Genomic DNA, 23,507 nt, shown 5'->3' with positions numbered 1-23,507 from the left:
GCAGTGGCAGTGTCTGCCGTAGTCCCGGCACGTGGTGTTGGGGGAGTGCCCCGTGGACATGAAGATCACGCTGCGGGTCGACGGGCAGGAGTACGCCCTCGTCGTCGACACCCGCACGAGCCTGCTGGACGCGCTGCGCGAACGGCTCGGGATCACCAGCCCGAAGAAGGGCTGCGATCACGGGCAGTGCGGCGCCTGCACCGTACTGCTCGACGGCCGCCGGGCCCTCAGCTGTCTGGCGCTGGCGGTGGCGTACGAGGACGTGGAGATCGTCACGGCCGCCGGGCTGGCCGACGGTGACGGCCTGCACCCCATGCAGCGCTCGTTCATCGAGCACGACGCGTTGCAGTGCGGCTACTGCACGCCGGGCCAGATCGTCTCGGCGGTCGGGATGCTGGCGGAGGCGCGGGCGGGCTGGCCGAGCGCGGTGAGCGCCGATCCGGACGCCGATCAACCCGGTCAACCCGGTCAACCCAATCAAGCCCACCAAACCCACCAAACCCACCAAACCCACCAAGCCGTCGAGGCCGAAGAAGTCGTCCTCGACGACGCCGAAATCGCCGAGCGGATGAGCGGCAACCTGTGCCGCTGCGGCGCCTACGCCAACATCCGGCCGGCCATCGCGGAAGCGGCACGCCGATGAAACCGTTCCGCTACCAGCGCGCCGACGACGTACCGACGGCGGTCGCGATGCTCGCCCAGGCCCCGAACGGGGCGTTCCTCGCCGGCGGTACGAACCTCGTCGACCTGATGAGGCTGGGCGTGACCACGCCGGAGCTGCTTGTCGACGTCCGGCGGCTGGCCTGCGACCGGATCGAGCGACTGCCCGACGGGACCCTGCGCATCGGGGCCACGGTGACCAACAGCGAACTGGCCGCCGACCGCACGGTCCGGCGGCGCTACCCGGTGCTCTCCCAGGCGCTGCTGGCGGCTGCCTCGGGGCAACTGCGCAATGTCGCCACCACGGGCGGGAACCTGCTCCAGCGCACGCGCTGCGTGTACTTCCAGGACCTCACCACTCCGTGCAACAAGCGCGAGCCGGGAACGGGCTGCCCGGCACGGGACGGGCACCACCGCGAACTCGCCGTTCTCGGCTGGTCGCGGCAGTGCGTCGCGACGCACCCGTCGGACATGGCCGTCGCGCTGGCCGCGCTCGACGCGCTCGTCCGCACCCGCGGGCCGGACGGGGAACGGACCGTCCCGCTGACCGAGCTGCACCGGCTGCCCGGCGACGAGCCCGAGCGCGACACCGTCCTGAACCACGGCGAGCTGATCATGGCCGTGGACGTGCCGCCGCTCGCACGGTCGGCGAGGTCCCGCTACCGCAAGGTCCGCGACCGTGCCTCGTACGCGTTCGCACTGGTCTCCGTCGCCGCCGTGCTGGACATCGCCGACGGTGCCGTACGCGACGTACGCATCGCGCTGGGCGGTGTGGCCCACAAACCGTGGCGGGCCACCACGGCCGAGCGGGCACTGCGGGGCGCGCCCGCGACCGCCGAACGCTTCCGTGCCGCCGCGGAGGCCGAACTGGCCGCCGCCCGGCCGTTGCCCGGCAACGCGTTCAAGGTCCCGCTCGCGCGCAACGTCATCGTCGACACCCTCCTCGATCTGGCGGAGAGGTCACCGTGAGCATCGTTCCGCGAGCCATCGGCACACCGCTCGACCGGCTGGACGCACCGGCCAAGGTCCGGGGCGCCGCCCCCTACGCCTTCGAGCACCCGGTCGAGCGGCCCGCCTACCTGTACCCGCTGCAGGCCACCGTCGCCGCCGGGCGCGTCACCGGCCTCGACGTCGCCGCCGCGCGTGCCGAACCGGGCGTGCTCGCCGTGCTCACCCACCACGACGCCCCGCGCCTGGCCGTGGCCGACGACGCCGAACTGGCGGTGCTGCAGACCGACGAGATCCGCTACCGCGGCCAGATCATCGGTGGCGTGATCGCCGAGACTCCCGAGATCGCCCGGCACGCCGCGCACCTGGTGCGCGTGGAGTGCGCGGAGCGGCCGCACGACGTCGTACTGCGGCCCGATCGCGACGACCTCTACAAGCCGCTGAACGCGGCCAGGTTCGGCCGGGGCCGCGGGGAACTCCAGAACGGCTCGCCGGCCGACACCGCCCTGGGAGACGTCGAAGCCGCTCTCGCCTCGGCGGAGGTGGCGCTGGACGCGACGTACACCACGCCGATGAACCACCACAACCCGATGGAGCCGCACACCGCCGTGGCCGTCTGGAAGGGCGGTGAGCTGACGGTCCACTGCTCCACGCAGGGCGCGACCGTGAGCCGGGACCTGATCGCCGCCGCGCTCGGGCTCGAGCCGCGGCGGGTCCGCGTCGTCTCCCCGTACGTCGGGGGCGGCTTCGGCGCGAAGATCTCCCCGCACGGGTACGCCGTCCTCGCCGCGCTGGCCGCTCAGGTCGTCGACCGGCCGGTCAAGTTCGCGCTCACCCGCCGGCAGATGTTCTCCCTGGTCGGGTACCGGCCCGCCGCCGTTCAGCTCGTCCGGCTCGGCGCCGGCCCGGACGGACGGCTCACCGCGATCGCCCACGACGTGATCGAGCAGACCGCCAAGGCCAAGGGGTACGCCGAACAGGTCGCGGAATGCACCCGCTGGATGTATGCCGCTCCTCACCGGCGCACCACTCACCGCCTGGCACCCCTGGACCTGCCGGTGCCGACGATCATGCGGGCGCCGGGAGCGGCCCAGGGCATGTTCGCGCTCGAGTCGGCCATGGACGAGATGGCCGCCGCCTGCGGTCTGGATCCCGTCGAGTTCCGGATCCGCAACGAGCCCGGCAGCCACCCCGAGACCGGCCTCCCGTTCTCCAGCCGCCACCTGGTGGCCTGCCTCCGCGACGGTGCCAGGCGGTTCGGCTGGGCAGGACGCGACCCCGCCGTCCGGGCGCGGCGGGACGGGGACTGGCTGGTCGGAACGGGCGTGGCCGCCTCGACGTACCCCTCGCCCCGCTTCCCGGGCAACGCCACGACGATCCGGGTCGGCCCCGACGGGCACTACACGGTCATGATCGCCGCCGCCGACATCGGCACCGGCACCTGGACGGCGCTCACCCAGATCGCCGCGGACGCGCTGGACGTCACCGTCGCGGAGGTGGAACTGCGGATCGGGGACACGGCGTTGCCCGACGCCTCGCCCGCCGGGCTCTCCTCGGGGATCAACAGCTGGGGCACGTCCGTCGTCGAGACGGCCCGCAGGCTGCGGGCGCTCATGGAGTCCCGCCACGGCGGCACCGTCCCCCCGCAAGGGCTTGAGGTCACCGCCGACATGCCCGACAACGCCGACGCCGCCCGCTACGGGATGTACAGCTTCGGAGCCCAGTTCGCCGAGGTCCGGGTCCATGTCGGCACCGGCGAGGTGCGGGTGCCGCGGCTGCTCGGGGTGTTCGACGCGGGCCGGGTGATCAACCCCAGGACGGCCCGTTCGCAACTGCTCGGCGGCATGACCATGGGCCTGTCGATGGCGCTGCACGAGGAGGGGGTGCTCGACCCCCGGACCGGGCACGTGGTCAACTCCGACTTCGCCGCCTACCACATCGCCACCAACGCCGACGTCGGCGCGCTTGAGGCGTACTGGCTGGATACGGAGGACCGGTACACCAACCCGATGGGGGCCAAGGGCATTGGCGAGGTCTGCATCGTCGGCACCGCCGCGGCGATCGCCAACGCCGTGCACCACGCCACCGGAGTCCGTGTCCGGGACCTGCCGATCACCCTGGACAAGCTCCTGCGACGGCTGTCGTCGGACTAGACCCCGGACGGGCCCGGACGAGCCCGGACGATCCGACGTCGGAAGAGACCGGCCCGTGGCCCGCGAACGCTTCCCCGACGCGGTGTGCGCGGGAGAATGGGCGTACGCACAGCACACCGTACTCGGACGAATCGAGGGGGTGGCGATGCCTAGTACAGCCACTACTGGACGCAAGACCACCGCGGCACGCGGCACATCCCGCACCAAGGAGACGGAACAGCCGCGATCTCCCGACAGGGGTGAGCAGTCGCTGCGTATGCACACACTGGATGTCCACGCGCCGGTCCGCATCCCCTACTTCACCGCGGGGGACGTCGTGGCCAACACACGGACACTCACATCACGGCTGCCGGCCGGGGACGTGCTCTTCTACGGCGGCCTGGGCGCACTCGCGCTGGCCGGAGCCCTCGAATGGCCCGTCGCTCTGGCCATCGGCGGCGCCACGGCCGTTCTGCGCGGCCGGGGCAAGGAAGAAGGGATGGAGCGTCAGGAGGAGCCGGGGGAGAAGGAGTCCACCGAGACGAAGACCTGACGGCACACACGTCGGCGCTCAGCAGCGGTCCGCCCTGCCCGGCGCCGACGCTGCCCAGCTCACGGAAGCGTCCGTGTCACGTCAGGCGGTCGCGGGTGCGGAGGTGCCGCGCGACCGCACGTACGTGTCCCAGAGTTCCAACGCCAGGCGTACGACGATGGCCTCGGCGAGCGCCATGGCCGCCTTGGCCAGTACAGTCATGAGAAAGCCGTTCACCGGTACCGTTCTCCTGTTCGTGGTGTGTGCTCGCGTCCGAGCCTTTCCTGGCTCATGGGCAGCGCGCGTGGCCGGGGCGTGACACTCCGTCGACATCCGGATGAATGCCCGGCGACGTGTTCGTGCGAAGAAGGCGAGGGTGGTGTAGGGGGCCTGCTCGCGCCATGAGCCGGCGATCCGGGCGAGGCGTTCCCACGGGTCCCGTCCGCACGGCTGTGCCGTCCGTGTGCCGTCCATGCCGCCGCCGCGGAACGCGCTTCCCCATGCGGGGTCGATCTCGTCCAGCATCTCGGCCTGTCCGGTGACGAGGTTGGCGACCGGGCCGTGCCCCGGAGAGCGGGCCACGATGTACTCGGCGAGATGACGGACCGCTTCCTCCGCGGCGAAGTACAGCACCCGGTCGAGGTCCTGGGTCGCGAAGACCTCCCGGCACGGGCCGCGGTGGCCGCGCACCGTGCCGTCGTCGTCCAGGACGAGAAAGAGGTCGTCGCGGTCGCCCGCGCGCTGTGCGTACTGGTCGGGCGAGGTGCCGACGGGCGGGAGCATGGCGTCGTCGAACAGCTCGTCACCGTGGGGTGATCAGTCCCTGCGGGGGCGAATCGACAGGCCGGGGCGCCGCTGGTGCACCGTCAGATAGGACAGACCGTCATCCCCCGCGGCAAGGCTGCGACGGCTGCCACGGGGGAGCCACAGCAACGTCCCTTCCGTGAGATCCTCACTCCCGTCGGCACCGGTCACGGTGCCCTCGCCCGCGACGACGAGGAGCAGCACATCCAGATCCGGCTCGACATGCGCGTCCACGCGTCTGCCCGGCGGCAGATGGACGACATTCGCATCCAGCTGCCGCCCGGCCTCGGTCAGCTTCCACGCGACTCCGGCGGACGCGGGCGAGGCGACGAGGCGCGTCACATCGCACAAGGAACGGGGGACGGGCTCAGGATCCGCACCCGCGGCTTCGACGGTTTCGCACACGCGCTGTTCCTCCCGGACGAGACCTTCATGGTGATCATATGCGGGCAGTACGGGACATCGAGTCACCCGGCTCCGAGCAGCACGGCGGGCGCTGACCGGAACAGCGCCGCGGACCGCCGACCATGACCGGACGCCCACCCTCCGTGCGGCTTCTCACCGCGGGACCACGGCCGCGAGTACGCCGCGTGCAGCCGTTCCGTCCGGCCAGGCCCACCCGGCGACGAGGTGGGTGGACGACCTCTCCGTGTCCTCCGCCGGCCGCAGGACGCGGTGGACGTGAACGTCGAACGCGCCCTGCGGGCCGGCGCCGTGCACGGTGACGGTCGGGTCGGGGGTGTCGCTCTCGCTCTGCTGCTGGGGCACCGCCTCGCCGCGCAGGAGCGCGCGCAACTGTGCCATCACCACCGGGTCGTGGATGCCGTCGTAGACCCACCGGGTACCGAGCACCCCATGCTCCGAGGTGCCGATCAGCGCCTCGTCGGGGACGCCCTCCAGCGCCGCGCCGCGGTAGCTCATCGGCACCAGATACGCCACCGGTTCCCGCCCGTCGGTGTCCGCCACGACCATGAACTCGATCCCCACCTCGCCCTCCGGATCGTCCAGCCGGAACCCACCGGCCTTGACCAGTTCCGGCGTTCCCGAGGCGCCCACGTACCAGCTCTGCTTCGGCAGCCACTCGGTGAGCAGCTCCAGCTTGGTGGGCGTCATGGTGGTGCGGTGGATGGTGGCCATGCGAGCTCCCTCACGCGTGGATCCGGTCCCGTTCTCCCGACGGGATGTGATCGAATCTATAGGAAGCGGCTGCGCTTCCCGGGCGGCAGGGAGCGGGCTCCTACGCCTCGCACGGTCGTCACGGCCGGTCGGCCGCGGTGGGAATCTCGGCGGCCGTCGTCACTGGCCCACTCTTCCGTCGACGCACTCGCGCAACAGGTCGGCGTGCCCGCAGTGACGGGCGTACTCCTCGATCCTGTGCACCAGCAGCTCCCGCACCGCGATCCCGTCCTTCCCCACGCGTTCGCCCAGGTCCGGGTGGTCTGCCAGCGCGGCATCGGTCGCGGCCTGCTCGCGCTCCAGATCGCGGTACGCGGCGTCGACCACGGCCTGCTCCGCGACAACCCCGTCGAAGTCCGCGTCACGCTCGCCGTACAGCTTGGGCAGCGGGTCGGCGTCGCTGATCCAGTTGCGCCAGTCCCGTTCCACCTCGGCGAGGTGCCGGATCAGGCCGAGCAGCGACATCGTCGACGGCGGCACCGACCGCCGGGCCAGTTGCTCCGCGTCCAGGCCCTCGCACTTCATCCGCAGCGTCATGCGGTAGTCCGCCAGATAGCCCCCCAGTGTCGCGAGCTCGCCGTCCGGACCGGGCCCTTCGCTGTTGCGGGGGTCGTCGTCCGGATCGGCCCACATGTCGGGGTAGACGGTTGCCTGGCTCCATCGCGCGGGGCGGTCATCCATGCGGTGCATGATCGTCCATGACGGTTCCGGCCCGCCACCGATTTCTCGCTTCGAGGCGGTGTCGTGGAGGTGTCATGCGCGGAGACATGGCGGGCGTCCCGCTGAGGCGCCGGTGTGCCGGTGACATCGGCCGTTACTCCTGGGACTCTGGGCCGTGGGGGGAACGAGGGGGGAGCAGAGATGACGCGGGGGCGGCGCGGGGCCGCGGTCGCGGTGGTGGTCACGGCCTGGGGGCTGGCCGCCGCGGCGGGCGTACTGGCGGGGGCGGCCGGGGGGCCGTGGACCACGGACCGCTGGTATCTCGTCGTGGACGTCGCCGACGCGGTGGTGTACGGGCTGGTGGCGGGCGTGGTGCTGAGCCGGCGCGCCCATCCCGTGGCGTGGCTGGTGGCGCTGACGGCGGTCGGGGGAGGGGTGGCCGCGGTCGCGGCGCCGCTCGGGGAACTGGCGATGGCGGACGGGTCACGGGTGCCGCCGTCCTGGGCCGTGCTCCAGAACGTCGCGTGGGTGCCGGGAACGCTGGCGCTGATCCTCGTGGTGCCGTACCTGGTGTCGGCGGAGCGGCCCGGCCGGGTGGCGCGGGCGGCGGTCCTCGCCGGGATCGTGCTCACCGTGATCGTGATGGCGGTCCGACTGACGGACCCGTGGCCGTGGCCGGACGGCGGGGAACCGTTCGCGCCGCTGGCGGTACGGCACGAGGCATGGGCCCGGCTCGCCGATCCCGCGCTGCGCTGGCTGTACGGGGCCGTCGCGGCGCTCGGGCTGCTGGCCGCGGGGCACGCCGCCCTCCGGCGCCGCCGGGACCCGGCCGCGCGCGGGCTGGGCTGGCTGGCGATCGGCACCGCGCTGATCGCCATGACCTTTCTGCCGCTGGTGGTGCGGCCGGACGGCACCGAGCCGGCCGTTGTCCTGTTCACACCGCTCGCCCACCTCGCGTCGCAGGCGTTCTTCCCCGCGGCCGTCCTCGTCGCCGTGCTGCGGCAGCAGCTGTGGGGCATCGACCTCGCGGTCAGCCGCACGCTGGTCTGGTCGCTGCTGACCGGGCTGCTGGTGGTCGGATACGTCCTGGTCGTCGCGGTGCTGGGGCTGGCGCTGCCCGAGGACGGCACGGCGGTCCGGGTACTGGCGACGGTGGCCCTGGCGGTCGGGACGCAGCCGGCGCGCGGCTGGCTGCAACGCCGCGTGGACCTGCTGGTGCACGGCGAGGGAACGGCGCCCACGCTGAGCTGTATCGGACGGCACCTGGGCAGCGCGGCCACCGACGAGGAGGCGCTGACCGGCGTGGCCGTGAGCCTCGCCGCCTCCCTGAACCTCGGCTGCGTACGCCTGCTGGACACCCGTGGCGAGCCGCTGGCCGCCGTCGCGGATCCGTTCGGTCACGGCACGGACGGCATCGAGATCCCGCTGGTGGTGCGCGGACGGCCCGTCGGCGCCCTGAGCGTGACCGCCCGTCCCGGCGAACGCTTCGACCGGCGGGCCCGGGCCGGTCTGGAGGAGGTGGCCCAGGTCGTCGCGACCGCCGTGTACCTCGCCGCCGTCAGCGGGGAGCTGCGCGAGTCCCGGGGCCGTCTCGCGGCCGCCCGCGACGACGAACGGCGCGCCCTGCGCCGCGAGCTGCACGACCAGATCGGCCCGGCGCTGGCCGGCATCGGGCTCGGTCTCGCGGCGGCCCGCAACCTGCTCCGGGACGGGCCGGACGCGGCCGGCACCCTGCTGGCCCGGCTGCGCACGGAGGTGGAGGCGTGCGCGGAGGACGTCCGGGTGCTGGCGCGCGGCCTGGTCCCGCCCGTCCTGGCCGAGCTGGGCCTCGGGCAGGCCGTGAAGGAACTGGTCATGCGGTACGAGGCGGACGGGCTCGCCGTGACGGTGCGCGACGACGGCGTCGGGGAGGTGCCGCCGCGGGTGGCGGGGGCGGCGTACGCGATCATCGCGGAGGCCGTCCGCAACGTCGCCCGGCACGCAGAAGCCCGTACCTGCGTCGTGGAACTGGCCGGCGGCCGGATGCTGACGGCGGCGGTGGAGGACGACGGCCGCGGCATGGGCGAGGAGCTCCGCCCCGGCGTCGGCACGTCCTCGGCCCGCGAGCGCGCCGAGGAGGTGGGCGGAACGGTGGAGTGGGGCCCGGGGGCGGGGGGCCGGGGCACGCGCCTCGTGCTCCGCGTTCCCCTGCGGGCGGCGGCAGCGGCGAAGGAAGAGGTGGTCTGACATGGGCAGCACGGGCGCGGGCACGGACGCGGGCGCAGAGACGGGCGCCGGCACAGACACGGACGCGGGCACGGACGCGGGCTTGGGCGGGGACGTGGGCGGGAGGCAGGGCGGTGAGGACCTGGTGCGGGTCCTGGTCGTGGACGACCATCCGGTCTTCCGGATGGGGATGGCCGCGCTGCTCGGCTCCCTCCCCGGGATCGTCGTGGCGGGCGAGGCGGACACCGCCGACGCCGCGGTGGCGGCGGTCGTGGCGCAGCGGCCCGACGTCGTCGTGATGGACCTGAACCTGGGCGAGCGGGACGCGTCCGGCGTCGAGGCCACCCGGGAGATCCTGCGGCTGTGCCCCGGCACCGCCGTCCTGGTCGTGACGATGCTGGACGACGACGCGTCGGTGTTCGCCTCCATACGGGCCGGGGCCCGCGGTTACCTGCTGAAGGGTGCGGGCCCCGCCGAGGTCGAGCGCGCGGTGCGGGCGGTCGCCAACGGCGAGGTGATCCTGGGCCCCGCGGTGGCCGGCCGGGCCGTGGCCCATCTGACCGGGACGGCGTCCGCGGCGCCCGCCCCGGACGCGCTCGGCGGGCTGACCGCCCGGGAACGGGAGGTCCTGGACCTGGTGGCCAGAGGGCTGGACAACCGGGTGATCTCCCGGCACCTCACCCTCAGCCAGAAGACGGTCCGCAATCACCTGTCCAACATCCTCACCAAGCTCCAGGCCACGAGCCGTGGCGAGGTGATCGTCCGGGCCCGGCGGGCGGGTCTGGGCGGACCCTGAGCGCGGTGCGCGCGGACGCGGCGCGCCCCGGGCCCCGGGCCCGGACGGGACGGATGCCCCGTGCGGCCCGGGACGCGTGCCTCATGAAGTCGGGACACGCCCGGTGCGACAGTGATCTGGCCGGCGGCCCGCGGTCTACGCGCGATGAGGGCCCTTCCCGCCCGCGGCCCCGCCGGACGCAGCACGACAGCACATCGCACAACGCACAACGCACAACGCACAACGCACTGAAAACGCATCACCGACCCAGGGGGGAACACCCACATGCGCAGCATGAACGCAAGCAGAAAGACGCACCGCCCCAACCGGCCGGCCCGTGTCCTCGCCGTGACGGCAGCGGCTCTCGGTCTCCTCGCCGTGCCCACTGTCACCGCGTCGGCCGCGTCCGCCTCCCCGGCCGCCGACGGGGCCGCCCTCGCGGCGGGCACCCTGCGCAAGGCCGTGATCAGCGGGCCGTTCGTCATCCGCGACGACGAGGGCCTGGCGGCGGGCAAGTACTGCCGCGGCGACATCAACGCCGTCCGCTGGACGGACGGCATGTACGGGCCCCAGGAGTGGTGGCGGGCCTACTGCGGCGGCGAGATCCGCGTGGAACTGCACGCCTTCGCGCAGGTCGTGGACGACAAGGGCACGCTGCTGTTCGGGGCGGACGCCCTCTTCTACGAGGGAACCAACGAGACCAACACCGACCTGGACGCCGAGGTCAGGGACCTGCGGTTCCAAGTGGCCGCCGGGGAGTCCGTGTCGCACACCATCTACCTGAAGAACAAGGAGAACGGCGGCAAGGACTACGCGACGCTGGAGCTGACCTTCACCAACGCGAGCTGACCCGAGGACGCAACAGCCGCCGCGGCGCCCGACGGGCGCCGCGGCACTCTCGTGCGCGGCCGCCGGTACCGCCGGAGGGCCGGCCGGCGCGGCGGTGCTGCGTGCGGATCCCGTACGGCGTTCCGATGGCCGGGAGCGAGGCCCGAGCGCCCGCCGGCGGGCTGTCGCGCGCCGGTCACTCCGTCGGATGCCGATCCGCTGCACCGTGCCGGGGCGGGATGCAGGCTGAGGTGCGGGCGTCGACCGCCGCCGGGCCGGAGAAGCAGCCCGGCGGCGGTGCGCCCGGGCACCTGACCTGGCGGCGGTCGCACCAGGTGGGCCCCGCGAACCCTGGTGGAACAAGGAGCGTCATGACCGGATCCGGCAGTGCCGATGTGGTGGTGGTCGGCAACGGAGTACTGGGGCTGTCCGTCGCGGTGGAGATCGCACGCCGGGATCCCGAGGTCCGCGTGACGGTCGCGGGACCTCCCGAACGGCCGATGGCGGCCACCGTGGCGGCCGGGGCCATGCTCAACTGCTTCGCCGAGGTCACCCGCTACACCACCACACACCCCGCGTACCAGGCCCGGTTCGCCGTCGCCCGGCGGGCGCTGGACCTGTGGCCGCAGTGGCTGGAGGCGCTGGCCGAGGACGCCGGCCCGGAGGCCGGCACGGTGGCGCGTGCCTCGTACTCGGACGGCACCTTCGTGGTGCTCAGCAGCAAGTCGGGACCGATCGGGGCGGAGAACTTCCAGGCCGTCCACGCCGCGGCGGTCGCGCACGACGAACCGCACGAGTTCGTCGCCGCGGAGGAGGTCGACGGCCTCCGGCCCGCGCTGGACTCCCGGCCCTCGCAGATCCTGCACCTGCCGAGGGAGGGCTCCGTCGACGCCCGAGCGGTCCTGCGGGCCCTCGAGGCGGCCGCCCGCGGGCTCGGTGTCGAGATCGTGCCCGATGCCGTGCGCGCCCTGCTGACCGGCGAGCAGGCCGTCACCGGGGTGTGCCTGGCCGACGGCAGCGTGCTGGCGGCCGACACCGTCGTCCTCGCCGCGGGAGCCGCCAGTGGGGCCCTGGCCGCGGACGTCCTGCCGCCGGGTGCCGTGCCGCCCGTGCTGCACGGCACCGGTGCCTCCCTGAGAGTCAGGCGCACCCCGTCCACCGGTCCCGGAGCCCGCCACGTGCTGCGCACACCGAACCGCGCCGCCACCTGCGGTCTGCACGTCGTGCCCCTCAACCCGCTGGGGGAGCAGTACGTCGGGGCCTCGAACCTCCTCACCTGCGATCCCGTCTCCGGCCCGGAGTTCGGCTCCCTGCACGCCCTGATGCGCCAGGTGTGCGAGCAGCTGGACCAGGGCATCAGGTTCTCCCGCATCCAGCAGTGGATGGTGGGCGCCCGCCCCGTTCCGCTGGACTGCTTCCCCCTCATCGGCACCTGCTCCCTGCGCGGCCTCGTCTTCGCCACGGGCACCTACCGGGACGGCTTCCACTGCTCCCCGGTCATCGCACGCCACCTGGCCGCGGTCGTTCTGGGCGACGGGGAGAAGAGCGGCGACTTCGCGTGGTTCACCCCCGAGCGGGCGCCGATCCAGACGATGCCCGCCCAGCAGGCCGTGGCGGAGACCGCCGACCACGCGGCCGACAGCATGTACGAACAAGGGCACTCCGTCTCCTTCTACGGCGGAATTCCGCTCAGGGACTTCGTCCGCAGCCGCACCCAGGCCCTCTACGACAGCCTCACCGTGCCCGTCGCCCTGGCACCCGAGATCGTCATCCCGCAGTTCCTCGTCCCCCAGGCCGCCGACAACGACCAGGCCGCGCTCCAGCTGAAGACGTATCTGCGGGCCGCCCACGCGCACCACGGTCCGTGGACGGACCCGGCCGCCGACACGCGGCCGCCACGAGAGGTGACCGCTGTGGCCCCGCGCACCGCCTGACGACCTGGAGAAGTGACCGAATTCCTCGTGGGCGGGTGGACCTCTTGGTGCGGCAATACCATAAAGAGGGAGGAAAGGGGCCAAGCCATGGTTCAGCCGCTGAAGCCCAGGACGGGTACGGGTACGGGTAGTGCACCGGTGTCGGGCCGGGCGTGGCTGATGCTGGGGCTGGCCACGGTCGGTTTCGCCGTGAACTTCTGGGCGTGGGCCCTGCTCAGTCCGCTCGGCCCCCGCTTCCAGGACAGCCTCGGCCTGTCGTCGTTCGAGCAGTCGTTGCTGGTGGCGGTGCCGGTCGTGGTCGGCTCGCTGGGCCGCATCCCGGTCGGCGCGCTGACCGACCGGTTCGGCGGACGGACGATGTTCCCGATCGTGTCGGCGGCCACCATCGTGCCGGTGCTCTACCTGGGGCTGGCCGGGCACTCCTCCCTGGCCGCCCTGCTGATCGGCGGATTCTTCCTCGGTATCGGCGGTACCGCGTTCGCCGTCGGTGTGCCGTTCGTCAACGCCTGGTTCCCGCCCGAGCGGCGCGGTCTCGCCGTCGGCGTCTTCGGCGCGGGCATGGGCGGCACCGCCATCAGCGCGCTGACCACGGTGAACCTGGTCGACGCGAGCGGCATGGCCACCCCGTTCCTGATCACCGCCGCGGTGCTGGCCGTGTACGCCGTGGCCGCCGCGCTGCTGCTGCGTGACGCACCCGGCCGCGCCGTGCCGACCGAGCCGGCGGCCCGCCGCTTCGCCGCCACCCTGCGCCTCGGCATCACCTGGCAGGCGTCCGCGCTCTACGCGGTCGCGTTCGGCGGCTATGTCGCCTTCTCCGTCTACCTGCCCACCTACCTCAGGACCGGCTACGGGCTGACCCAGGCCGACGCCGCGAGCCGCATGGCCGGGTTCGTGCTCCTCGCGGTGGCGATGCGCCCGACGGGCGGCTGGCTGTCCGACCGGCTGGGCCCGGTCCGGGTGCTGGCCGGTTCACTGGCCGTGGTCGTGGCCGGGGCGATCGTGCAGTCGTTCACCCCGCCCCTGATGCCGGTGGGCACCATCGCCTTCCTCGCCATGGCCGCCGCGCTCGGCGCGGGCAGCGGGGCGACCTTCGCCCTGGTGTCCCTGCTGACCCCGGGCGACCAGGTCGGCTCGGTCACCGGTGTGGTCGGCGCCGCGGGCGGACTGGGCGGCTTCGTACCGCCGCTGGTGATGGGCTCGCTGTACGGCGCGTACGGTTCGTACGCGCTCGGCCTCGCCCTGCTCGCGATCGTGGCGGCCGCCGCGCTCGGCTACACCCTCACCGGTGTCCGCGCCGCCGCCGCGGGAGGCGAGCGCAAGCCGCGCACGCGCCACTGGCACTGGCACCACACCGCGGGCCACGCCGCCTGAGGCCGCCCGTCCGCCAGGCCGTCGGCCACGCGCCGCCGTCCCCGCCCGCAGGCGATGTCCACCAGGCCCCCGTCGTTCGGTGTGGCTGTCGGCCTTCCGCGGAACGGCGGTCGTACAGTCGTGTGCGGCCGGACCGATCACAACTCGAACGGGCCGCGGCGCCCGGGGCGGAGTGGCACGGTGAGCAGGGAGACCAGCCGGAAGCAGACGCGGGCGACCCGGGCGACCCGGGCGCACCTGGACGGCGACCTGGCGGAGGCACTGGTGCGCAGCCGCCGCTTCTTCACCCGGGCGGAGGTCTCCGACGACCTGCGCACCCTGCACCGCAAGGGCGGCCGGCAGGCGGACGCGTTCTACCGGGACCGCTGGTCGTACGACAAGGTGGTGCGCTCCACGCACGGGGTGAACTGCACCGGCTCCTGCTCGTGGAAGGTGTACGTCAAGGACGGCATCATCACCTGGGAGGCGCAGCAGACCGACTACCCCTCGGTCGGCCCGGACCGCCCCGAGTACGAACCGCGCGGCTGCCCGCGCGGCGCCGCCTTCTCCTGGTACACCTACTCGCCCACGCGGGTGCGCCACCCGTATGTGCGCGGGGCGCTGCTCCAGATGTACCGCGAGGCGAAGGCCCGTCTCGGTGACCCGGTGGCCGCCTGGGCCGACATCGTGTCCGACCCGGAGCGCGCACGGCGCTACAAAGCGGCCCGGGGCAGGGGCGGACTGGTCCGGGCGAGCTGGGACGAGGCGGTCGAGCTGGCCGCCGCCGCGCATGTGCACACGATCGAACGGTACGGTCCGGACCGGCTGGCCGGGTTCTCGCCGATCCCGGCGATGTCGATGGTGTCCCACGCGGCCGGCGCCCGCTTCTACTCGCTGCTCGGCGGGGCGATGCTGTCGTTCTACGACTGGTACGCCGACCTGCCGGTGGCCTCGCCGCAGGTGTTCGGCGACCAGACCGACGTACCCGAGTCGGGGGACTGGTGGGACGCCGGATACCTGATCATGTGGGGCTCGAACCTGCCGGTGACCCGTACGCCGGACGCGCACTGGATGGCGGAGGCCCGCTACCGGGGCCAGAAGGTCGTCGCCGTGTCGCCCGACTACGCGGACAACGTGAAGTTCGCCGACGAGTGGCTCGCGGCCCGGCCGGGCACCGACGGGGCGCTGGCGATGGCCATGGGGCACGTGGTCCTCAAGGAGTTCTTCGTCGACCGGGCCACGCCGTACTTCACCGACTACGTCAGGAAGTACACGGACCTTCCCTTCCTGGTCGTCCTCGACGCCGAAGGGCAGGGAAGCGAGCCGGGCACCTTCACCCCGGGCAAGTTCCTGACCGCCGCCGACCTGGGCGGCGAGGCCGCGCAGGCCGAGAACGCGGAGTTCCGGACCGTACTGCTGGACGCGGCCACGGACCGGCCGGCGGTGCCGGGCGGAACGCTCGGCGACCGCTACGGCGAGGCGGGCGCGGGCCAGTGGAACCTGGACCTCGGTGACATCCGGCCCGCGCTGTCCGCCGAAGGCGGTGACGAGGCGCCGGTCACGGTCGCACTGCCCCGCTTCGACGCTCCCGGCGGCCGCGCGGGGCGGCTGCGGCGCGGCGTCCCCGTGCGGCGGATCGCCGGGCACCTGGTCACCACGGTGTACGACCTGCTGCTCGCCCAGTACGGCGTGGCCCGCGACGGTCTGCCCGGTGCGTGGCCGACGGGCTACGACGACGCGGACGAGCCCTGCACCCCGGCCTGGCAGGCGGCGATCACCGGAGTGGACGCGGGCCGGGCGGCACGCGTCGCCCGGGAGTTCGCCGCCAACGCCGAGGAGTCCCGCGGCCGTTCGATGATCGTCATGGGGGCGGGCACCAACCACTGGTTCCACTCCGACACCATCTACCGCACCTTCCTGACCCTGACGACGCTGACGGGCTGCCAGGGCGTCAACGGCGGCGGCTGGGCGCACTACGTCGGCCAGGAGAAGGTCCGCCCGATCACCGGCTACACGGCGCTCGCGACGGCCTCGGACTGGAACCGGCCGGCCCGGCTCATGATCCAGACCGCCTACTGGTACCTGCACACCGACCAGTTCCGCTACGACCCGTTCTCCGCGGACACCCTCGCGGCGGCCGGTGCGGAAGGACCTACGGGGCCGTTCGCCGGGATGACCGTCGCGGACGTGATCGCGCAGTCGGCGCGGCTGGGCTGGATGCCGTCGTACCCGACCTTCGACCGCAACCCGCTGGACCTCGCCGACGAGGCGGCGGCAGCGGGCCGTCCCGTCGCCGACCACGTCGTGGACGAACTCAAGGCGGGACGGCTGCGCTTCGCGGGCGAGGACCCGGACGCGCCGGAGAACTTCCCGCGCGTGCTGACGGTGTGGCGGGCCAACCCGCTGGGCTCGTCGGCGAAGGGGGACGAGTACTTCCTCAAGCACCTGCTCGGCACCGACTCCTCCGTACGGGCCGCCGAGGCACCGCCCGAAGCGCGCCCGCGCGACGTGGTGTGGCGGGAGGAGGCCCCGACCGGAAAGCTCGACCTGCTGCTGACGCTGGACTTCCGGATGACCAGCACGACCGTCTACTCCGACATCGTGCTGCCCGCCGCGACCTGGTACGAGAAGCACGACCTCTCCAGCACGGACATGCACCCCTTCGTGCACGCCTTCAACCCGGCGATCCCCCCGCCCTGGCAGACCCGCACCGACTGGGACGCCTTCCGGGCGCTCGCCGCGGAGTTCAGCCGCCAGGCCGCCGGTCACCTCGGCACCCGTACGGACGTGGTCGCCGCCCCGCTGCTGCACGACACCCCCGACGAACTGGCGACCCCGCACGGCCGGGTGCGCGACTGGAAGGCGGGGGAGTGCGAGCCGGTACCGGGCCGTACGATGCCGAAGCTCGTGACGGTCGAGCGGGACTATGCCGCCGTCGCCGACAAGATGGGCGCGCTCGGCCCCCTGCTGGACTCCCTCGGCGCCGCCACCAAGGGCGTCACCTTCCGGCTCGGCCGCGAGGTGGAGTACCTGCGGCACAAGAACGGCACCGTGCGCGGGGGACCGGCCGACGGACGGCCGTCGCTCGCCCGGGACGTGCACGCCTGCGAGGCGATCCTGGCCCTGTCCGGCACCACCAACGGGCACCTGGCCACCCAGGGCTACCGCACCCTCGAGGCCCGCACCGGCACCCGGCTCGCGGACCTGGCAGCCGAGCACGAGGGCAAACAGATCACCTTCGCCGACACCCAGGCGGCCCCGGTGCCGGTCATCACCTCACCGGAGTGGTCCGGCTCGGAGACGGGCGGGCGCCGCTACTCCCCGTTCACGGTCAACGTGGAGCGACTGAAGCCCTGGCACACCCTCACCGGCCGGCAGCACTTCTACCTCGACCACGACTGGATGGCCGCGCTGGGCGAGCAACTGCCCGTCTACCGGCCCCCGTTGGACATGCACGCCCTGTTCGAGGAGCCGCCGCTCGGGAACGTCGGGGAACTGGGCCTGACCGTCCGCTACCTCACCCCGCACAACAAGTGGTCGATCCACTCCGAGTACCAGGACAACCTGTTCATGCTCTCCCTGTCCCGGGGCGGCCCGACGATCTGGATGAGCACGCAGGACGCCGACAGGGCCGGAGTGAGCGACAACGACTGGATCGAGGCGGTCAACCGCAACGGCGTGGTCGCCGCCCGCGCCGTCGTCTCGCACCGCATGCCCGAGGGCACCGTCTACATGCACCACGCCCAGGACCGGCTGATCGACGTGCCCCGCACCGAGACCACCGGCCGCCGCGGCGGCATCCACAACTCCCTCACCCGCCTGCTCATCAAGCCGACCCATCTGATCGGCGGCTACGCCCAGCTCTCGTACGCCTTCAACTACCTCGGCCCGACCGGCAACCAGCGCGACGAGGTCACCGTCATCCGGCGCCGTACGAACCAGGAGGTGGAGTACTGACATGCGCGTCATGGCCCAGATGGCGATGGTGATGAACCTCGACAAGTGCATCGGCTGCCACACCTGCTCGGTCACCTGCAAACAGGCGTGGACCAACCGCACCGGCGTCGAGTACGTGTGGTTCAACAACGTCGAGACCCGCCCCGGCCAGGGCCATCCGCGCCGCTACGAGGACCAGGCCACCTGGAAGGGCGGCTGGGAACTGAACAGGCGCGGCAGGCTGGCGCTCAAGGCCGGCGGCCGGTTCAAGAAGCTGATCGAGATCTTCTCCAACCCGGTGCTGCCGACCCTCGACGACTACTACGAGCCGTGGACGTACGACTACGAGACCCTGACCAACGCCCCGCTCCAGGAACACACCCCGGTCGCCCGCCCCAAGTCCCTGATCAGCGGCAAGGACATGAAGATCACCTGGTCGGCGAACTGGGACGACGACCTCGGCGGATCGGCCGCGACGAGCGAACGGGACGTCCTGCTGAACCAGGTCTCGGAGAAGATCAGGCTCGAGTTCGAGCAGACCTTCATGTTCTACCTCCCGCGCATCTGCGAGCACTGCCTCAACCCGTCCTGCGCGGCCTCCTGCCCGTCGGGCGCGATCTACAAGCGGAGCGAGGACGGCATCGTCCTGGTGGACCAGGACCGCTGCCGCGGCTGGCGGATGTGCGTGACCGGCTGCCCGTACAAGAAGGTCTACTTCAACCACCGCACCGGCAAGGCCGAGAAGTGCACCTTCTGCTTTCCCCGCGTCGAGGTCGGCCTGCCCACCGTCTGCTCCGAGACCTGCGTCGGCCGGCTGCGCTACATCGGCCTGGTCCTGTACGACGCCGACCGCGTCCTCGAAGCCGCCGCCACACCCGACGAGACGGGCTTGTACGAGGCCCAGCGGCAGGTCTTCCTCGACCCGCACGACCCGCGGGTCGCCGCCCACGCGGAGCAGGCGGGCATCCCGTGGGACTGGATCGAGGCCGCCCGGCGCTCCCCGGTGTACGCCCTGATCAACACGTACAAGGTCGCGCTGCCGCTGCATCCCGAGTACCGCACGCTGCCCATGGTCTGGTACATCCCCCCGCTGTCCCCGGTGGTCGACGCCGTCCGCGGCACCGGCCGGGACGCGGAGGACCACGGCACCCTCTTCGCCGCCGTCGACGCCCTGCGTATCCCCGTCGACTACCTGGCCCAGCTCTTCACCGCGGGCGATCCGGCGCCCGTGGACGCGGTGCTGCGCCGGCTGGCCGCGATGCGCTCGTACATGCGCGACATCAACCTCGGCCGCGCACCGGACGCCGCGATCCCGGAGGCGGTCGGCATGGGGGAGGAGCAGATGTACGACATGTACCGGCTGCTGGCGCTCGCCAAGTACGACGAGCGGTACGTCATCCCGCCCGCCCACGCCGAACAGGCCCACGAACTGGAGGAGTCGGTGACCGAGTGCAGTCTGGACTACGAGGGCGGGCCCGGCATGGGGGGTTCCGGTCCGTTCGGGGAGACCTCCGGCGGCGCCGCCCCGATCGCGGTGGAGAACTACCGGGCCCTGCGCGACCGGCAGACGTCCGACGCGCCGGCCGCCCCGACTGACAAGGCGACGCGAGTCAACCTCCTCAACTGGGACGGCAAGGGCAAACCTCCGGGGCTCTTCCCACCCGCCGAGGACGGCGCCGAGGACGGCTACAGGGACGGTGCCGCGGATGGCGGCAGGGGCGGCGGCAGGGGCGGCGACAAGGGCGGCGCGTCATGAGGCCGTCCGCCGTCCACGCCCGCAACGCCCTCGCCTGGCAGGCGCAGTCGCTGCTGCTGGCCTACCCCGACGAACAGTTCCCCGAGTACCTGACTCTGGCTCTCAGGGTCGCCGCCACCCAGCCGAAGCCGGTCGGGGACCCCCTCGAGGCGTTCGCCGAGCACGCCTCCCGTACCCCGCTGCCGGACCTGGCCGCCGAGTACGTCGCCACCCTCGACCACCGCAAGCGCTGCTGCCCGTACCTGACCTACTACGCGCACGGTGACACCCGGAAACGGGGTATCGCCCTGCTGCGCCTGAAGCAGACCTACGCCGAGGCCGGCCGGCGGCTGAGCGACGACGAGCTGCCCGACCACCTCGCCGTGGTCCTCGAGTTCGCCGCCACCGACCCCCCGACCGGTCACCGGCTGCTCACCGAACACCGCGCCGGCCTGGAGCTGCTGCGCCTGGCCCTGCGCGACGCCGACTCGCCCTGGGCGCATGTCCTGGACTCCGTCTCCGCCACGCTGCCCGCCCTCGCGGGCGACGAGCGTGCGGCCGTCGCCCGCCTGGCCGCCCAGGGCCCGCCCGAGGAACAGGTCGGCCTCGACCCGTACGCATCGCCTTCGTCCCCCGCATCCCCCGTCTTCCTGCCCGACCCGGTCGTAGGAGGCCCGCGATGACCGCACAGACGCCCTCCGTCCCGCTCGCGTTCCAGACCGGCACCGGCGGCATCCTGCTGTGGGTCGTCCTGCCCTACGTCTGCCTCGCGGTGTTCGTCCTCGGCCACGTCTGGCGCTACCGCTACGACAAGTTCGGCTGGACCACCCGCTCCTCCCAGCTCTACGAACGGCGCCTGCTGCGCATCGGCAGCCCGCTGTTCCACTTCGGCATCCTCGTCGTGCTCCTCGGCCACATCGGCGGCCTGGTCATCCCGGAGAGCTGGACCGACGCGGCCGGCATCAGCGAGGACGTCTACCATGTCGCGGCGGTCGTCCTCGGCACGATCGCCGGCGTCGCCACCGTCGGCGGACTGGTCATCCTCGTCTTCCGGCGCCGCACGGTCGGCCCGGTCTTCTCGGCCACCACCCGCAACGACAAGGCCATGTACGTCTCCCTGACCCTGACCATCGGGCTGGGACTGGCCGCCACCGTGGCCGCGAACATCGCCGGCGGCGGTTACGACTACCGGCAGACCGTCTCGCCCTGGTTCCGCTCCATCTTCCTGCTGCAGCCCGACCCGGACCTGATGACCGGTGTCCCGGTGCTGTTCCAGCTGCACGCGCTCAGCGCCATGCTGCTGTTCGCGTTCTGGCCCTTCACCCGGCTCGTCCACATGCTCACCGCCCCGCTGGGCTATCTGACCCGCCCCTACGTCGTCTACCGCAGCCGCGACACCCGGCTCGGGGCGCGAGCACCGCGGCGCGGCTGGGAGCGTACGGGCGTGTGAGGGGCCGATGTACGGGGTGGGAGGGGCCGTTCGACGGGCGACCGGCGCGGACCCGGAGCGGGCTGATCGGGCGCTTGTTCCTCGAGCCGGGTGTATCCCCCTGTGGCCCGGGGACCCAACAGGTCATGAGTCACCACGAGGACGGCCCGGACCGCGCCCACCGGCGCCCCGACGGGGTCAGCGACGAGACGGTGGAAGCCCTCGGTTCGCTGTCCAAGTCGCTGGAGACGACCGAGCGGGCCCGCGGCCACCTGTACGCCTTCCACCAGTTGACCGGAAGCGCCGACCTGGAACTGGACCGGGCCGTGGAACTGCTGCGCAAGGCCGGCCACGGCGCCTGGGCCGACCGCGTCCAGCAGGAGATCCTGGGCCGCAACGTCATCCCCGGGCACTGGACGTTCCAGATCGTCGAGGCGTACGACCGCACGTACTACGAGCCGTTCAGGGATCTCGAGCGCCAGGCCCTCGCCGACCTCGTCGACGGCCGTGACCACCTGTACGAGGCCGAGATGAAGGAGGCCCGCCGCACCGTCAGGCATCCCGATCACACGGCCCGTCCGGACAGTCCGCAGCAGGGCTGAGCGCATACGCGTCGATCAGCGGGACCAGGGGCGGACCCGGCCCGGGGGTGGCAGTCCCGGGCCGGTCCACGCCTCGTCCGCCGGTCAGTCGGACACACCGGCGAACATGCCGGGCTCGTACGAACCACCCGGGTTGTGCACGATCACGTTCATCCGGGTGGCCGCGTTGATCAGGGCGACCAGGCAGACCAGCGAGCCGACCTGGTCGTCGTCGTAGTGCTTGCGCACCGCGGCCCAGGTCTCGTCGGACACGCCGTGGTCGCCGAGCCGGGTGCCCTCCTCGGCGAGCGCCAGCGCGGCCCGCTCGGCCTCGGTGAACACGGTGCTGTGGCGCCAGGCGGCGACCAGGTTGAGCCGGAGCGCGGTTTCACCGGCGGCCGCCGCCTCCTTGGTATGGACGTCGACGCAGAAGCCGCAGCCGTTGAGCTGGCCGACCCGCAGCTCCACCAGCTCCCTCAGGGTCTTCGGCAACGTCGACTGCTCCAGGACCGACGAGACGTTGAAGAACCGCTTCGCGATCTTCGCGGCCGTCGGGCTGTCGAACAGGTTGAAACGAGCTTCCATGATTTCCGTCCTCGCCTCTGGAGGGTGCGTACCGCACGGGTCGTCCGCCCGGCGTCGTGACGGACATGGAGATGCCGCCGCTCCGGTCCCTGTGACAGCGCGGTGATGTGACGTACGCCACCGAGGCTGGGTGTCACAGGGGGGCGGGGACCGGCGTCCTGTGTGCGTCATGGCCGACAGCGAACAGGCGACGGACAGGAGCCAGTCATGGGCGAGCGCGACGAGCTAGCACGGGGCGCAGCCGAGCCGCTCGCCCGGGACGGCCGCGGCGACCGTGCCACCGAGGCGTTCGTCGCCCACCGCAACCTCCTGTTCACCGTCGCCTACGAGATGCTCGGCTCGGCCGCCGACGCGGAGGACATCCTCCAGGAGGCCTGGCTGCGTCGGGCGGGCGTCGATCCCCACACCGTGCACGACCCGCGCGCCTACCTGGTCCGCATCACCACTCGGCAGGCGCTGGGCCGACTGCGCACACTCCGCCGGCGCAAGGAGTCCTACGTCGGCCCCTGGCTGCCCGAGCCGCTGCTCACCACGCCCGACGTGGCCGAGGACATCGAGCTGGCCGACAGCGTCTCCATGGCGATGCTGCTGGTGCTGGAGACGCTCACGCCCACCGAGCGGGCGGTGTTCGTGCTCCGCGAGGTCTTCGGTCTGGAGTACGACGAGATCGCGGAGGCCGTCGGCAAGAGCCCGGCCGCGGTCCGCCAGATCGCGCACCGGGCGCGGCGGCACGTCGCGGCGCGCCGGCCGCGCGAGGTCGTCTCTCCGGCCGTCACCCGGGCAGCGCTCACGGCGTTCCAGCGGGCGGTCGAGACGGGCGATCTGCAAGGCCTGCTCGACATACTCGCGCCGGATGTCGTGCTCCTGGGTGACGGTGGCGGAGTCGTGCAGGCCGTGCTGGAACCCGTCGTGGGAGCCGGCCCGGTGGCTCGACTGGTGGCCGGGCTGGGCAGGTTCGGCGCCGCGGCAGCACTGCAGCCGGCGCAGGTCAACGGCTGCCCGGCGCTGATTCTCCGGCTCAACGGCCGGATCGACACGGTCCTGGCGGTACGCGTCGACGGCGGCCTCGTCACCGGGCTGTACGCCGTGCGCAATGCCGTGAAACTGTCACGTGTCGAGCGGGCTACCACCCTGCGCCGCCAGGAAGCCGTTCCCCGGGCACACCGGCCACCCTCCGGGACCTCCGCGTCGAGGGGGGCGGCCGGCGACTGATGCCGGGCTTCTCGAGTCGCCCCAC

The 23,507-nt window shown here is 72.7% G+C and carries 20 protein-coding genes; 15 read left to right on the top strand and 5 right to left on the bottom strand.

The window, feature by feature from the left end:
• The first annotated feature begins 52 nt into the window (after positions 1 to 52).
• The 4 genes from IE242_RS07635 to IE242_RS07620 all read left to right on the top strand — a co-directional run bounded on the left by IE242_RS07635 (position 53) and on the right by IE242_RS07620 (position 4,293).
• Positions 53 to 643: a (2Fe-2S)-binding protein gene (locus IE242_RS07635; protein ID WP_189856698.1), complete on the top strand. Its 591-nt coding sequence runs from the start codon at positions 53 to 55 to the stop codon at positions 641 to 643.
• On the top strand, positions 640 to 1,629 hold the full coding sequence (locus IE242_RS07630) for an FAD binding domain-containing protein (protein WP_189856696.1): 990 nt from the start codon (positions 640 to 642) through the stop codon (positions 1,627 to 1,629). Before IE242_RS07635 ends, IE242_RS07630 begins: the two co-directional genes overlap by 4 nt.
• A complete protein-coding gene (locus tag IE242_RS07625) occupies positions 1,626 to 3,761 on the top strand; it encodes a xanthine dehydrogenase family protein molybdopterin-binding subunit (protein WP_189856694.1) in 2,136 nt (711 codons plus the stop codon). Before IE242_RS07630 ends, IE242_RS07625 begins: the two co-directional genes overlap by 4 nt.
• A gap of 256 nt (positions 3,762 to 4,017) precedes the next feature.
• On the top strand, positions 4,018 to 4,293 hold the full coding sequence (locus IE242_RS07620; protein WP_189856692.1) for a hypothetical protein: 276 nt from the start codon (positions 4,018 to 4,020) through the stop codon (positions 4,291 to 4,293).
• 81 nt (positions 4,294 to 4,374) lie between these two features.
• Here the strand turns inward: IE242_RS07620 and IE242_RS37435 are convergent, their stop codons facing one another.
• The 4 genes from IE242_RS37435 to IE242_RS07600 form a co-directional block, all read right to left on the bottom strand.
• Positions 4,375 to 5,055, bottom strand: a complete 681-nt coding sequence (locus tag IE242_RS37435) for a hypothetical protein (protein WP_229858421.1) — start codon at positions 5,053 to 5,055, stop codon at positions 4,375 to 4,377.
• A gap of 33 nt (positions 5,056 to 5,088) precedes the next feature.
• Positions 5,089 to 5,481 carry a cupin domain-containing protein gene (locus IE242_RS07610; protein WP_189856690.1) on the bottom strand — a complete coding sequence of 131 codons (393 nt, stop codon included), beginning with the start codon at positions 5,479 to 5,481 and terminating at the stop codon, positions 5,089 to 5,091.
• A gap of 153 nt (positions 5,482 to 5,634) precedes the next feature.
• The gene (locus tag IE242_RS07605) at positions 5,635 to 6,213 is read right to left on the bottom strand and encodes a maltokinase N-terminal cap-like domain-containing protein (RefSeq protein ID WP_189856688.1); all 579 of its coding nucleotides are present in this window, start codon (positions 6,211 to 6,213) and stop codon (positions 5,635 to 5,637) included.
• A 159-nt stretch (positions 6,214 to 6,372) separates the two neighbouring features.
• Positions 6,373 to 6,942 carry a DinB family protein gene (locus IE242_RS07600; protein WP_189856686.1) on the bottom strand — a complete coding sequence of 190 codons (570 nt, stop codon included), beginning with the start codon at positions 6,940 to 6,942 and terminating at the stop codon, positions 6,373 to 6,375.
• A 171-nt stretch (positions 6,943 to 7,113) separates the two neighbouring features.
• Here IE242_RS07600 and IE242_RS07595 point away from each other — a divergent pair, with 171 nt between their 5' ends.
• The 10 genes from IE242_RS07595 (at position 7,114) to IE242_RS07550 (ending at position 21,706) form a co-directional block, all read left to right on the top strand.
• Positions 7,114 to 9,138: a sensor histidine kinase gene (locus IE242_RS07595; protein ID WP_189856684.1), complete on the top strand. Its 2,025-nt coding sequence runs from the start codon at positions 7,114 to 7,116 to the stop codon at positions 9,136 to 9,138.
• Position 9,139: 1 nt separating this feature from the next.
• On the top strand, positions 9,140 to 9,913 hold the full coding sequence (locus IE242_RS07590; protein WP_189856682.1) for a response regulator: 774 nt from the start codon (positions 9,140 to 9,142) through the stop codon (positions 9,911 to 9,913).
• Positions 9,914 to 10,186: 273 nt separating this feature from the next.
• Positions 10,187 to 10,741 (top strand): hypothetical protein, encoded by a 555-nt coding sequence (locus IE242_RS07585; RefSeq protein ID WP_189856680.1) that lies wholly within the window; start codon positions 10,187 to 10,189, stop codon positions 10,739 to 10,741.
• 350 nt (positions 10,742 to 11,091) lie between these two features.
• Positions 11,092 to 12,654, top strand: a complete 1,563-nt coding sequence (locus IE242_RS07580; protein ID WP_189856678.1) for an NAD(P)/FAD-dependent oxidoreductase — start codon at positions 11,092 to 11,094, stop codon at positions 12,652 to 12,654.
• 87 nt (positions 12,655 to 12,741) lie between these two features.
• Positions 12,742 to 14,025, top strand: coding sequence for an MFS transporter (locus IE242_RS07575; protein ID WP_308436758.1), 1,284 nt, complete (start codon positions 12,742 to 12,744; stop codon positions 14,023 to 14,025).
• Positions 14,026 to 14,205: 180 nt separating this feature from the next.
• Complete coding sequence (locus tag IE242_RS07570; protein WP_373299477.1) at positions 14,206 to 17,961, top strand: nitrate reductase subunit alpha; 3,756 nt, start codon at positions 14,206 to 14,208, stop codon at positions 17,959 to 17,961.
• A gap of 1 nt (position 17,962) precedes the next feature.
• Complete coding sequence (gene narH, locus IE242_RS07565; RefSeq protein WP_189856676.1) at positions 17,963 to 19,696, top strand: nitrate reductase subunit beta; 1,734 nt, start codon at positions 17,963 to 17,965, stop codon at positions 19,694 to 19,696.
• Entirely contained in the window at positions 19,693 to 20,358 is a 666-nt protein-coding gene (gene narJ / locus IE242_RS07560; RefSeq protein WP_189856674.1) for a nitrate reductase molybdenum cofactor assembly chaperone, read from the top strand. Before narH ends, narJ begins: the two co-directional genes overlap by 4 nt.
• Positions 20,355 to 21,125: a respiratory nitrate reductase subunit gamma gene (gene narI, locus IE242_RS07555; protein ID WP_189856672.1), complete on the top strand. Its 771-nt coding sequence runs from the start codon at positions 20,355 to 20,357 to the stop codon at positions 21,123 to 21,125. The genes narJ and narI overlap by 4 nt, the downstream gene beginning before the upstream one ends.
• A 125-nt stretch (positions 21,126 to 21,250) precedes the next feature.
• Positions 21,251 to 21,706 carry a hypothetical protein gene (locus tag IE242_RS07550; protein ID WP_189856670.1) on the top strand — a complete coding sequence of 152 codons (456 nt, stop codon included), beginning with the start codon at positions 21,251 to 21,253 and terminating at the stop codon, positions 21,704 to 21,706.
• 84 nt (positions 21,707 to 21,790) lie between these two features.
• Here IE242_RS07550 and IE242_RS07545 read toward each other — a convergent pair whose 3' ends face one another.
• Positions 21,791 to 22,270 (bottom strand): carboxymuconolactone decarboxylase family protein, encoded by a 480-nt coding sequence (locus tag IE242_RS07545; protein ID WP_189856667.1) that lies wholly within the window; start codon positions 22,268 to 22,270, stop codon positions 21,791 to 21,793.
• A gap of 207 nt (positions 22,271 to 22,477) precedes the next feature.
• Between IE242_RS07545 and IE242_RS07540 the strand changes: the two genes are divergently transcribed.
• Positions 22,478 to 23,482 carry an RNA polymerase sigma-70 factor gene (locus IE242_RS07540; protein ID WP_189856665.1) on the top strand — a complete coding sequence of 335 codons (1,005 nt, stop codon included), beginning with the start codon at positions 22,478 to 22,480 and terminating at the stop codon, positions 23,480 to 23,482.
• Positions 23,483 to 23,507: the final 25 nt, after the last annotated feature.

Source organism: Streptomyces poonensis (assembly GCF_014650915.1).
In the GTDB taxonomy this organism is placed as follows: Bacteria; Actinomycetota; Actinomycetes; order Streptomycetales; family Streptomycetaceae; genus Streptomyces; species Streptomyces poonensis.
The sequence above is the reverse complement of the archived record's forward strand: the minus strand, read 5'-3'. Positions and strand labels throughout refer to the sequence as shown.